Annotated in this window: 8 protein-coding genes; 1 reads left to right on the top strand and 7 read right to left on the bottom strand. The window is 62.1% G+C overall.

Annotated elements, in window-relative coordinates; genetic code table 11:
• Positions 1-7: 7 nt before the first annotated feature.
• From ACTQ0H_RS02175 to ACTQ0H_RS02160, 4 genes are all read right to left on the bottom strand, one after another.
• A complete protein-coding gene (locus tag ACTQ0H_RS02175; protein ID WP_427795723.1) occupies positions 8-1,381 on the bottom strand; it encodes a hypothetical protein in 1,374 nt (457 codons plus the stop codon).
• Between the two features lie 138 nt (positions 1,382-1,519).
• Positions 1,520-2,539: a M42 family metallopeptidase gene (locus tag ACTQ0H_RS02170; protein ID WP_441537811.1), complete on the bottom strand. Its 1,020-nt coding sequence runs from the start codon at positions 2,537-2,539 to the stop codon at positions 1,520-1,522.
• Between the two features lie 264 nt (positions 2,540-2,803).
• On the bottom strand, positions 2,804-3,970 hold the full coding sequence (gene fucO / locus ACTQ0H_RS02165; RefSeq protein WP_154515935.1) for a lactaldehyde reductase: 1,167 nt from the start codon (positions 3,968-3,970) through the stop codon (positions 2,804-2,806).
• Positions 3,971-4,199: 229 nt separating this feature from the next.
• Positions 4,200-4,916: a YoaK family protein gene (locus ACTQ0H_RS02160; RefSeq protein ID WP_154515938.1), complete on the bottom strand. Its 717-nt coding sequence runs from the start codon at positions 4,914-4,916 to the stop codon at positions 4,200-4,202.
• A gap of 250 nt (positions 4,917-5,166) precedes the next feature.
• Between ACTQ0H_RS02160 and ACTQ0H_RS02155 the strand changes: the two genes are divergently transcribed.
• Positions 5,167-7,311: a YgiQ family radical SAM protein gene (locus ACTQ0H_RS02155; RefSeq protein ID WP_441537738.1), complete on the top strand. Its 2,145-nt coding sequence runs from the start codon at positions 5,167-5,169 to the stop codon at positions 7,309-7,311.
• On the opposite strand, the gene ACTQ0H_RS02150 is transcribed toward ACTQ0H_RS02155, so the two are convergent.
• The 3 genes from ACTQ0H_RS02150 to ACTQ0H_RS02140 all read right to left on the bottom strand — a co-directional run bounded on the left by ACTQ0H_RS02150 (position 7,308) and on the right by ACTQ0H_RS02140 (position 11,715).
• Positions 7,308-8,219: a CPBP family glutamic-type intramembrane protease gene (locus ACTQ0H_RS02150; RefSeq protein ID WP_441537737.1), complete on the bottom strand. Its 912-nt coding sequence runs from the start codon at positions 8,217-8,219 to the stop codon at positions 7,308-7,310. The genes ACTQ0H_RS02155 and ACTQ0H_RS02150 overlap by 4 nt on opposite strands.
• Positions 8,220-8,307: 88 nt before the next feature.
• A complete protein-coding gene (locus ACTQ0H_RS02145) occupies positions 8,308-8,511 on the bottom strand; it encodes a type II toxin-antitoxin system RelB/DinJ family antitoxin (RefSeq protein WP_117647680.1) in 204 nt (67 codons plus the stop codon).
• 972 nt (positions 8,512-9,483) lie between these two features.
• Positions 9,484-11,715, bottom strand: coding sequence for a DEAD/DEAH box helicase (locus tag ACTQ0H_RS02140; RefSeq protein ID WP_441537736.1), 2,232 nt, complete (start codon positions 11,713-11,715; stop codon positions 9,484-9,486).
• Between the last annotated feature and the right edge of the window lie 538 nt (positions 11,716-12,253).

The following is a 12,253-nucleotide window of genomic DNA, read 5'->3' as shown; positions in this document are numbered from 1 at the left end:
CGCAGGATTATCGCCGCACGTGTCGAAGCACTTCAACAGCAGCATTCACCTCGATAACGCGACGCTCGAGGCCGCGGCAAATGGACTCGAGCCGGCCCTCCGCTGTGGCCCATTCGCTCTGCGAAAGAATCTCGATCGCCTCATCAACAAATCCGTTGAGCCGCGATGAATCGAACCAATCGAGTGAGTCCGCAAGCGCCAGCTGGACGGAAGGGTCGGGCCCAAACGGCTTAGCAGAAAACCCAAACTCCCCAGCTGCGAGCACGGCAGTTGGTACGTTGTACCACAGGCAGTTGCCGCTATCGAACAGCGGAGCAGGCCTTATCTCCAGGGTGTCGACATTGCGGATGATGCCGAAGTTTCGCCAATGGCGATCGCTGTTGGCCAAAAGGGCATCGCAGACAATCATCTGCGACATAGACCTTCTCACGGCAGCCTCGTCTGCTCCATGCTTACCAAGGAAGCGGCAGTACCGGTCGTATGTCGAGTTTCCCCGCTGGCTACCAAGTGCGCCCTTAACGTAAACAGCCGGAACGTATTCCTCGCGGCCGTCAAGAAAGTCGTCGCACAGACACACAGGGCCATCGAACATCCGCTCAACCGTATAAGGAACAAACTCGCCCTCCGACAACAAGCGACGATGTAGAGCCGTTGCAACCGCCTCGTTAAAGGGACGCTGATCGTCCATGCCGCACCCCTTGACCAGAACGCGAACAGCGTTGCGAATCATCCACGATTTAGGAAGCTCGCCCTCGGATGTGTTGTCGGGATTTTTAAGACCGATGCCCTCCAGCCAACCCGAACGTCCCTCGGGCGCCGATCGCTCAAAATCATTCTCGAAGTAATTGAGGTTTCGCCATTTGAGCCCGTCGCATTCTGCCGGCCGCAGCCAATAGCAATCCGAAAGCGAGAGGCCCAGGCACTGAACCGGGACCTCGATGCCACTGGCAATTCCCAGTTCACGATAGCGCGAGACGAGTCCGGGGCGAACATCGGGCACCGACCGATGGCTCCACCACACGTTGAGCTCCCGTTTATTCACCGTAGGAGAAGAGCTCGAGCACGTGCCAAACGGCATTCGTTGTGCATCGAGGACCTCCGCGATTTCGAAGGGAAATTCGCGCGACGGATCAAATGAGACATGCGCGACCTCATGGTCGGCCGACATCAGCGTAAACTTGCGCCCCACATCGGCCGCAGGACGGCGTCCACGTTTGCGGACCTTTTGATAAGCGACCGCGGAATTGTACTCGACCATCTTCCGTCCGCCCACAATATCGCACGCGAGCGTTCCCGATGCGGCAAGTTGAGATATGCGGGCTTTCGTAACGCCCAGCAGGCGGGCAGCATCACCCATAGACAAGTACTCAGACGTATCCATACACCGCATCACCTCGTTAAGTAATTTACACGTTTAGTTAATAGATTACATACATCATAATACTAAACGACCCAAAGCGAAAAAAAGCCCGAGAAATCGGGCTTTAGCGATTGGTCAGCCGAGTCGCAAGCTGATCCCCTAGCGCTGAACGTAGGCGCGAACCAGCTCGTAGGTATTGCGCACGCCGTCGATGTGGCTGCGCTCGTAGTTGTGGCTCGCGTACACGCCAGGGCCGATCAGGCCGTGACGGATGTCGTAGCCGGCGGAAAGCGTGGCCTCAACGTCTGAGCCGTAATGCGGGTACACGTCGATGGCGTAATCGAGCTCCAGCTCGCGCGCGATATTGGACAGCGTGGTCACCAGATCGTAGTTGTAGGGGCCGCCCGAATCCTTGGCGCAAATCGAAACCATGCGCTCGGTGCAGCCCAGATCGTCACCCACGCAACCCATGTCAACGCTGATCATCTCGCGCGTGTCGGCCGGCACAAAGGCACCGCCGTGGCCGACCTCCTCGTACACCGTAAAGAGCAGTGAAACCTTGCGCGAAAGCGTCACCTCGCCAGCGGCGACGGCACGCGCCAAACCCAGCAAAATGGAGGCCGACAGCTTGTCGTCCAAGAAGCGGCTCTTAATATAGCCGCTCTCCGTCACCGTGGTGCGCGGATCCATAGCGATGATGTCGCCCGTCTGAATGCCCAGCTCAAGCACGTCATCCTTGCTGTCGACATTCTCATCGAGCAGGATTTCCATGTTCTTCTCGATGGTCTTGACCGGCTCGTCGGCCACGTGCGCCGAAGGCTCGGTATTGAGGACCACACCCGTGTACACATTGCCATCGCGCGTGTAGACGGTGCAGTTCTCGCCATCGGCCGTAGACCACTGATGCCCGCCGAGCGTCGTGGGACGCAGGCGACCATTGTCCTTAATGGAGCGCACCATGGCGCCCAGGGTATCGACATGGCTCGCCAACACAAGCGGCTCGCCCTCGCCGCCAAGCTCAACCAGCACGTTGCCCTTATTGGAACACTCGGGGCCAAAGCCCATATCGCGCAACGTTTCCATTAGATAATCAGTCGCCGCACGGGTATAGCCCGTAGGCGAAGCAATCGAGGTAAGCGCCTTCAACTGGTCAGTAATATAGGAGAGCGTAGAATCCATCTTGGACACCAAAGTCACCCTTTCATATCGAATTAAACCCACAGCAACAATACCACCGCGAACCATCTTTTTACCTAGCGAGACAACCCATCGGGCTTCTCAGAGCAGCGCCCACCACGATAACGAGCCGGCGGGCCCCGCCCGTTAGCCCCAGAATCTTTCCGCAGGACAGAAGGAGGCCCCGCCGCACGTAGTGCGCAGCGGGGCCTCCGACATGTCCGAGGACGATTGTGGGGCTAACGGGCAGGGGACCGCCGAACCATGTTAGGCAGCCGGGCAGATCTTCTTGAAGAGCTCGATGACGTCGTCGAGCGTCGCCTCACGCGGGTTGCCCGGGAAGCAAGCATCGGCCATGGCGTCCTTGGCCAGGACCTCGATCTCGTCAGCCTTCATGGCCTCGCAGACGTGCGGGATGTTCACGTCAGCGGAGAGCTGCTTAACGGCGGCGATAGCGGCGTCGGCAGCCTCATCGGTGCTCATGCCCGTGGTGTCAACGCCCATGGCGACGGCGACCTTGGCCAGGCGCTCGGCGCAAACCGGCTTGTTGAACTCCATGGCAATCGGCAGCAGCATGGCGCAAGCGACGCCGTGCGGGGTGTCGTAGTGAGCGGACAGGGTGTGAGCCATGGCGTGGTCGATGCCCAGGCCAACGTTAGAGAAGCCCATGCCGGCGACATACTGACCAAGAGCCATGCCCTCGCGGCCGGAGCCGGGCTGGCCGGACTTGGCCTCGGCAACGGAGTCGCGCAGGTTCTCGCTGATCAGCTTGATGGCCTCAAAGTGGAACATGTCGGAGAGCTCCCAAGCGCCCTTGGTGGTGTAGCCCTCGATGGCGTGGGTCAGAGCGTCCATGCCGGTGGAAGCGGTCAGGCCGGCGGGCATGGAAGCCATCATGTCGGGGTCGACGACGGCGACCTCGGGGGCGTCGTTGGTGTCGACGCACACGAACTTGCGGACCTTCTCGGGGTCGGTGATGACGTAGTTGATGGTCACCTCAGCAGCGGTACCGGCGGTCGTCGGCACGGCGATGGTGAACACGGCGTGGTTCTTAGTGGGAGCAACGCCCTCGAGGCTGCGGACATCGGCGAACTCGGGGTTGTTGATGATGATGCCGATGGCCTTGGCAGTGTCCATAGAGGAGCCGCCACCGACGGTCACGATAGCATCAGCCTCGGCGGCCTTGAAGGCCTCGACGCCGTCCTTGACGTTCTGGATAGTGGGGTTGGGCTTGATCTCGGAGTAGAGGCTCCAAGCGATGCCGGCGGCATCGAGCTCATCGGTCACCTTAGCGGTAACGCCAAACTTGACCAGATCGGGGTCGGAGCAGACGAAAATCTTCTTGTAGCCGCGACGCTGGAGCTCGCCGGGGATCTCCTTGATGGCGCCGGAGCCATGATAAGAAATGGTGTTGAGAACGAAACGATTAGCCATTGATAGCCTCCCATCGTGTGCGGGGCACCCATTACGCCCCACGCTATGGCTCCCATCCTAACGCTTTTGAAGCGAAAAACGCGTGAGAACGTCAGATTATTTAAAGCGTTTCAACAACTGGTATCGTCACCGCCTGACCATTAAACAAAAAAGGGGCGGCCGAGATGACCGCCCCCTCCCCATTATTGATCAGTGTGGCAAGGGGTCAGCCCCTTGCCACACCCTGCCGCTATTTTTGGCAGGCCTCTTTCCAATCTTCGCAGGCGCGCTTCCAGCGAAAACGCAGGTCGCGCTCGCGGTCGATAAACATGATGGCAAACGCCACGAACAGCAGCACGCTCGCCACCGCAATAGCGTGCAGCCCCATGCGCTCAATACACCAGTTTCCCAGCACAGCGCCAAACACAAAGGTAAAGATCACGCCAAAGTACAGCAGGCCGTTTTCCAAAAAGCCACGCTTGTGGGTGATGATGTAGTCGTCCACGTTTTGCAGCGCGTTGCGCAGGTTACCGATGCACATGGTCGTGGCAATGCCGTGACCGTGGATCTTGCGGAAGCTCTCGACCTGCATACCGCAGGCAAACGAGATGAGGCAGTTGGCGAGCAAGTTGTAGCCGCCACCGGGGATAAAGCTCACGCCCAGCAAGATGACGGCTTCAAAGAACACCGTCACCTGGCGCCAGTGAATCACGCTGCCAAACCGTTCGTGCACCAGGTCGGCAAGCATAATGCCCACGGCAAACGACACCACAGGGAAGAAATAGCGCCCCGCGAGCGCCCAATTGCCCTCCGAGATGCTCACGCCCACCAGCAAGATGTTGCCCGTCTGCGCGTTGGCGAAAACATGGTCGCGCCCAATGTACGAATAAACGTCCATAAAGCCACCGGCGAGCGCCAAGATGATGCCCAGCTCAATAGACTCCGATATCTGTTTGGCACGCTGCATCGTCGTGCGCCCTCCTTGTTGACGACCCTCTCGTGCGTTGGCGGAAACATAGCCGCCGTTCATACTGTAACCCATTGACAACATGGCGCGCCCGCGAGACGGCTTCCCCAACGCGCAGATACATCGTCTGGAAACAAAGGGCGGGCGCGGCATCGACACCCGACACCTCGTGTACTCCACCAGTCTTTTTAGCCCCGTCCCAAAAAGACTGGTTACAATTACGTGCAGTATACAAACACCGGGAGGAATCGTGGCAAAAAAGCCCCAGGACGCTCAGCACAACCAGCACGGCAAGCATGCCCAACGCGGCCAGCAGCAAAAGCGTGGAAGCAAAGCCCAGGGCTCGCGCCCCGCGCATGCCCCGGCAGCGCCTGTCCGCCCCTGGCGCCCGGGCCGCGATAAGTTCCTCCCCGTCAGCCGCGCCGACATGGATGCGCGCGGCTGGGACCAGTGCGACTTTGTCTACATCTGCGGCGACGCCTACGTGGACCATCCCAGCTTTGGCATGGCCATCATCAGCCGCGTCCTCGACGCGCACGGCTACAAGGTGGGCATCATCTGCCAACCCGACTGGACCGACCCCGCCAGCATCACCGTGCTCGGCGAGCCGCGCCTGGGCTTTCTCGTCAGCGCCGGCAACATGGACTCCATGGTCAACCACTATTCGGTGACCAAGCACCGCCGCCACACCGACGCCTATACCCCCGGTGGCGAGGAGGGACACCGCCCCAACCGTGCCGTCACGGTCTACGGCAACCTCATCCGCCAGACATTCAAGGACGCCCCCATCATCATCGGCGGCATCGAGGCAAGCCTGCGTCGCTTGGCCCACTACGACTACTGGCAGGACAAGCTCAAGCGCTCGGTACTGCTCGACTCGGGTGCCGACATCCTCATCTACGGCATGGGCGAGCACGCGATTGTCGAGATCGCCGACGCGCTCGACGCGGGACTGCCCGTCGATCAGATCACCTATATCAATGGCACCGTCTACCGCACGGGTTCGCTCGACGAGGTCTACGACTATGACCTGCTGCCCAGTTGGGACGACCTTACCGCCGACAAGCTCAACTACGCGCGCAGCTTTAACGTGCAGCAGCAGAATATGGACCCCATCACCGGACATCGCCTGGTAGAGCCCTACCCCAACAGCGTCTATGTGGTGCAGAACCCGCCGTCGGCGACGCTCACCACCGACGAGATGGACGAGGTTGCCGAGCTCCCCTACGCACGCGATTGGCATCCCGATTACGACGCAGCGGGCGGCGTGCCGGCCTTTGCCGAGATCAAGTTTTCCATTAGCTCCAACCGCGGCTGTTTTGGCGAGTGCTCGTTTTGCGCGCTCACCTTCCACCAGGGCCGCGTGCTGCAGATGCGCAGCCACGACTCGATCATGCGCGAGGCCGAGCTGCTCACGCGCGATCCCGAGTTTAAGGGCTATATCAACGACGTGGGCGGGCCGACGGCCAACTTTAGCCGTCCCGCCTGCGACAAGCAGCTCAAGCACGGCGTATGCAAGAACAAGCGATGCCTGTGGCCGAGCGTGTGCAAGAACATGGTGGTCGACGAGAGCGGCTACACCCAGCTGCTGCGCGACCTGCGCCAGCTGCCGGGCGTCAAGAAAGTCTTTGTCCGCAGCGGCATCCGCTTCGACTACACCATGGCCGATGCCTCGGACGAGTTTTTGCGCGAGCTGCTGGAGCACCACGTCTCGGGCCAGCTACGCGTAGCACCCGAGCACGTAAGCGACGCGGTGCTGTCCGTGATGGGCAAACCGAGCCGAGCCGTCTACGACGCATTCTGCCGTAAATTTGAACGCTTGAACCGCGAGTACGGACTCAAGCAGTACGTGGTGCCGTATCTGATCTCGAGCCATCCCGGATCGACGATGAAGGAAGCCGTGGACCTTGCCGAGGCCGTGCGAGACATGGGCTACATGCCCGAGCAGGTGCAGGACTTCTACCCCACGCCGTCCACCATGTCGACGTGCATGTACTACACCGGCGTGGACCCGCGCACCATGGAGCCGATCTATGTGGCGCGCGACCCGCACGAGAAGGCCATGCAGCGCGCGCTCATCCAGTATCGCAAGCCCGAGAACTACAAGCTCGTGCGCGAGGCGCTAGAGAAAGCCGGGCGTCGCGATTTGATCGGCTACACCAAGCATTGCCTGATCCGCCCCGTGCCGCCACGCCCGGGCGAGACATCTGCCGGCGGCGGACATGGCACCGGCAAGAAGGGCGGCAAGGGCCACGGTGGCGCTGGCGGCGCTGGAGCCAGGGGGCCCAAGGGCGGCAAGGGCCACGGCGGCATGTCGCGCGCGCAGAACACCGCCGGGCGCAACCGTGCGGCTCAGGGGCGTCAGGGTGCCAACGGAGGCGGTCGCCGCAACTAAGGCAGCAGTGCGCTCGCTGCGTCCATCCCACACGCGTGGCGCAGCGAGCGCATTGCCTCAACGAGGATGACGCCGGCGATAGCGACCGTAATTGCCACGTCGACCGGCGTGTTCACAAACCAGAGCAGGCCCATGAGATACGACCCGGCGTTAAAGGCAAAGTGCAGCAAGATCGTGTAGCGGAGCTTTCCGGTCGTCACGAGCACCCAACCAAAGATGAGGCCGGCGGCACCCGCGTAGCAACCCTGCACCCAATTCATGTGCATAAAACCGAAGATTGCCGCCTGCAGCACAATCGCCGCGGCGACACCCCACGTGCTTGGGGCCGCCCAGGGCACTATGGCGCCGTCTTGCGCACTCGCACGACGCCGGCGCTTCCAGAGCGGACGGCACTGGGGATTAAACGCACGCAGCGAAAACTCAAAGATGACACCGCGCACCAGGAGCTCTTCGCAAAACGGCGCGCCGAGCACCGTGGTCAGGACGGCAAGAGGACTGGTATCGCCCATGCCCGTTTCCTCGACAAGCTCGCTGTAGTCGGCCGCGGCATCGGGCAACAGCGACAGCACGGCGTCGGTCACGTAGCTAACGACCACCTGCAGGGCAAGACCGATCACGATAACGCAGGCGATGCGTTTCCACGCCCCACGCGCTCCCCCGCCGAGCGGATGCTCGCTTTGCGAACGCGCCATAAACGAGCGCGGCCACAGATAACGCCACCACAGCAGCGCCATCAAAAACGACGCCGTCTGAGCGGCGGCCTGAAGCAATTGAATGTCGAGGTCATCGATCGAAAAACCCATGAACACCGATGCGACGCCAAGGGCGGAGAACAAAACGACGCTCAGGGCAATATCGACAGCGACGACGCCAAAACAGGCAAGCGCCCACGCTATCGCATTGAGCATGCCAACCTCCTCAAAACCCGGCACTGAGGGACGTTCCTTAACTGCCGGCAGAAAATGAACGTCCCCAAGTACCGGCAGTTTGGGACAGTCATTGTTGATGAGAATCGGGTGCAGTGCCAAAGGCCCCGCTGGGCGAAATGTCGAACGGGAAAGTGCCGCAGCGATTGAACGCGGCGATAAACATGCGGATGGCGTTGGACGGCGTGGTGCCCACGAGCTGGGTTGCCGCCGCGAAGGCCGCCTTTTCCTCGGGCAAGACCTTCGCGACAACTGGGGTCATGTGTTCTGCCATGGCGCTTCCTTTTTGAAACAACGGTAGTGCGGATAGATGCGGGCCACGCGGCTGGGCGACGGGCTGTGAAGGCAACCCGATTGGCCCGCATCTGGAGTTTGTTTCTGCGGCGTTGGTATTACTTGGTATTCCTAAGTTATACCCGGCAGATAGAATACCACACCCGATCCCATGGGGACGGAGAAAAGACGGATGATTTTGTTGCTGGGTTAGTATTTAGAGCGTGGTGATGTCCGAGATATCGAGGGCCTAAGCGTCGGCGTATGGCGCGCCCAGGCTGGGTATCCGGCGCATGGCGCCCTATTGTCTTGCATAATTTCGCTTATGCCATGCATAAAAAGACGGGGGCACCCCTTCTCGTCCCAACGTACCCCCGCTTGTACCGTGCAAAAACCGGAGTTTTCAGCATCGCGGCCCCCGCAGGCGGTGCCGCGAATCGTGGACGCCGCGCGATTGGCGTCGTTTTGGGGCACGGCGCGACGCGAAACGCGCGTTATCGCCGCGCCGGACGCCGTCAGCCAACCCAAATCGCCTGCCGAAGGATCCCGCCGGCTCAAAAAGACGATTCCGGCGCGTATGCAGTCACCCCGGCTTGCTGAAAACTCCCGAAAATGCACGGCGCGCCCCGGGGGACCCGTGCGCGCCACGAAAAACACGCCTGCATCCAAAAGAATGCGAGCGCGAAAGCCGGATGGCGGCAAGGGCGCCAGGCAGCGGGCGAAATCCCCGGCGTGTCCGCCCGGGCACCGCAGCCGCCGCGCGTCAGCAGAAAACCTCATACCCTACGTCGATGTCGGCCCCCGCATACGCGAATCTCCAACTAGGTCGATAGCCCGTATCCCTTGACGCGACCGTCTCCGCGCGTTTCCGCGAAGAAGACTGGCCCCACCTAATACTGAGCCCACTAAAAGGGCCCCGAGCATAGTCTGCTCGAGGCCCAAACTCGTGTCGCCTTACCGCGCGACGCGTATGTTACTTGCGCTTGCCGCCGCCGTCACCGGGGCGACGGGAGCTGCCGCCGCGCTTGCCGCCACGGCTGTTGCCATAGCTGCCACGGTTATCGCGACCGCCGGCACGGCCACCACGGGAGCCGGCCTGGTTGCCGCCGCGACCGCCACGGTGGCCGCCGCGACGCTCTTCGCGGGTATCGTCGTAGTTGCGCCAGTCATCGCGACGATCGCGGCTGGCACGCGGGTCGCGACGATCTCGACTGGCACGCGGATCGCGACGATCGCGCGACTCGCCAGAACGGCCGGCGCCACTGCGGCCGCCATTGCCGCGAGCATCCTCGCGACGCTCACCGCCGCGGCCGCCGCGCTCTTCAAAGCGCTTGCCGCCACGGGACTCGCCGCCGCGGCCGCCGCGCTCGTCATCGCGACCGGAACGACGACGGTCGCCCGCGCCGCGCTTGCCGCCGCGCGAGCCACGGCCCTCTTCCTCGCGCTCAACACGGCGACGACCGCCGCGGTCCTCGTCCTCGCGGCGACGGCGATGTGCCTCGCCCTGGAACTGCTTGGCACGGCGCTCGGCACGGTTGCCGCGCGGGGCCGGCTCGACGGCACCAGCACCGGCACGCTCCTCGGCAGCCACCTCGCGGGCCACGCTCTCCACGGCCTCGTCCACGCGAGCCTGAACGCCCTCGCGCACGCGGGTCTTGCCGCCGCGCTTGGGACGGCTCGGGCGCTCGCTGTCGCCGCGACGCTCATCGCGACCACGGTTGGAACGACCGGCCACATCGCCGTAATCGTCGCCGTTGCGCTTGCCGTCGCGACGCGCTTGCTCAAGCTTCTTCTTGCTCTTGGACTTACCGCGCTTGGTCTTCTTCTTCACCTTAAAGGCCGCAGGGTCGCGCTCGGGGTCAACCGCAGGCGGATTGGGGCCCACGTGCAGGTCGCCGGCCTCGTAGATGTCGGCAGTCTTGTCCATGAGCTTCTCGATCTCGTAGAACTCATCCACGTCCTGCTCGGTCACAAACGTGATGGCCCAGCCCAGCTCGCCGGCGCGCCCCGTACGGCCAATACGGTGGATGTAGTCGGTCGGCTCGGCCGGCACGTCAAAGTTCACGACGTAGCGCACGTCGCTGATGTCGATGCCGCGGGCGAGCACGTCGGTTGCCACCAGCACGTCGACGGTACCGTCGCGGAAGGCCGAAAGCGCGCGCTCGCGCTGGGCCTGGCTGCGGTTGCCATGAATCGCGGCAGCCTTGATGCCCTTGCGCTCCAGACGACGGCAGCAGCTGTCGGCACGGTGCTTGGTGCGCATAAAGACGATGGTGCGCTCCGGGCCTTCCTTCTTGAGGAACTCGGGCAGCAGGTTGTTCTTGGCCTCGATGGACACCGGAAACACAAACTGGTCGACGGTGTCGGCGGTCGATGTGGCGGGCGCGATCTCCACGCGGGCCGGGTCGCTCACTAGGTCGGTGATCTCGCCCACGGCCTCCTCGTCGAGGGTCGCCGAGAACAGCAGCGTCTGGCGCTCGGCCGGCGTCTCGCGCACAATACGGCGAACGGCGGGCAAAAAGCCCATGTCGAGCATGCGGTCGGCTTCGTCGAGCACCAGCACCTTGACCTCGTCCAGGTGGCAAGCGCCCTGCTCGATCAGATCGACCAGACGGCCCGGCGTTGCGACCAGGATGTCGCAGCCGTACTTGAGGGCAGCGGTCTGCGGCTTGTAGCTCACGCCGCCCACAACGGTCACGGCAACATGGCCGGTGACGTCGGCGACCTTGCTCGCGACCTCGTCGATTTGCTGGGCGAGCTCGCGCGTAGGGGTGATGACGAGCATCACGGGGCCGCGGCCGTTTCCCTCGGGCTTTTTAGCACCGCGACGACGGTTACGGCCGCCGCGCTCGCGCACAGGTTTGGGAGGAGCGATGTGCTCCAGATTGTTCATGGTCGGCAGCAAAAAGGCGGCCGTCTTGCCGGTGCCGGTCTGAGCGGCGGCAAGCAGGTCGCGGCCCTCGAGCACCACGGGGATCGAACCGGCCTGCACGGGCGTCGGCGCCGTGTAACCCAGGTTCTCGATGGCACGAAGTATCTCGTCCGAAAGACCCAGCTCGTCAAAGGCGGGCAGGTTCTCGGTAGCGGACTCGACGGTCTCGGCGGCGCTGGCCTCGTCGGCCGCATCGAAGGCAGCCTGGGCCATGGCCTCGCGGGTCTCGTCCAGGATCTCGGCGTCGGTGACGTCGGATACAGAATTACGCATATGTTGTTGTTCCTTATCTGCACGCGCAAGGGGCACGGCATGCGGCCGCGCGGGCGTGCTTGGTAGTGCGCTAGTACATACAAAAACGGGTGCGCACAGAGAGGACGTTGCTCAGCACGCTGGCGATCGCTTTGGCAGCCATATCACGCGCCGTCCAGACGCAGCAGCTCTAAGCGATGGAGCAGATTCGCCGCCGGTTAGTATACCCGTACTCCGTATGCCCCCACGTAAACCACAGATGACGAGGCGGACGGGGTGGGTCTGGGCCAATTGTCTCAATCTGTAACATCTACAGGGCAAATCTTCCTCTACGTGTTACAGATTGAGACAAACGGTCAACACGGCCCACAAACGTCTCAATCTGTAACAGTTACCAAGTAAATCGACCCGCAACTGTTACAGATCAAGACAAACCAATCCGTCTGAAGGTACCGTCAAGATTCTTTCGCAAATTGATTTAGTCGTCTCCCGCCCCGTCCTCTTCTAGCCCTCCGCCTTTCCCCTCAGCTCGTCCATCTCCTCCAGCTTCGACATGTCC

The organism is Collinsella sp. LCP21S3_A3, from assembly GCF_052118905.1.
Taxonomy (GTDB): domain Bacteria; phylum Actinomycetota; class Coriobacteriia; order Coriobacteriales; family Coriobacteriaceae; genus Collinsella.
This window is presented reverse-complemented; position numbering and strand designations above follow the sequence as displayed.

What these genes read in the sequence shown, in the direction of transcription:
- ACTQ0H_RS02175 (WP_427795723.1), bottom strand. Translation starts at nt 1,381, where the DNA reads ATGGATACGTCTGAGTACTTGTCTATGGGTGATGCTGCCCGCCTGCTG.
- ACTQ0H_RS02170 (WP_441537811.1), bottom strand. Translation starts at nt 2,539, where the DNA reads ATGGATTCTACGCTCTCCTATATTACTGACCAGTTGAAGGCGCTTACC.
- fucO (WP_154515935.1), bottom strand. Translation starts at nt 3,970, where the DNA reads ATGGCTAATCGTTTCGTTCTCAACACCATTTCTTATCATGGCTCCGGC.
- ACTQ0H_RS02160 (WP_154515938.1), bottom strand. Translation starts at nt 4,916, where the DNA reads ATGCAGCGTGCCAAACAGATATCGGAGTCTATTGAGCTGGGCATCATC.
- ACTQ0H_RS02150 (WP_441537737.1), bottom strand. Translation starts at nt 8,219, where the DNA reads ATGCTCAATGCGATAGCGTGGGCGCTTGCCTGTTTTGGCGTCGTCGCT.
- ACTQ0H_RS02145 (WP_117647680.1), bottom strand. Translation starts at nt 8,511, where the DNA reads ATGGCAGAACACATGACCCCAGTTGTCGCGAAGGTCTTGCCCGAGGAA.
- ACTQ0H_RS02140 (WP_441537736.1), bottom strand. Translation starts at nt 11,715, where the DNA reads ATGCGTAATTCTGTATCCGACGTCACCGACGCCGAGATCCTGGACGAG.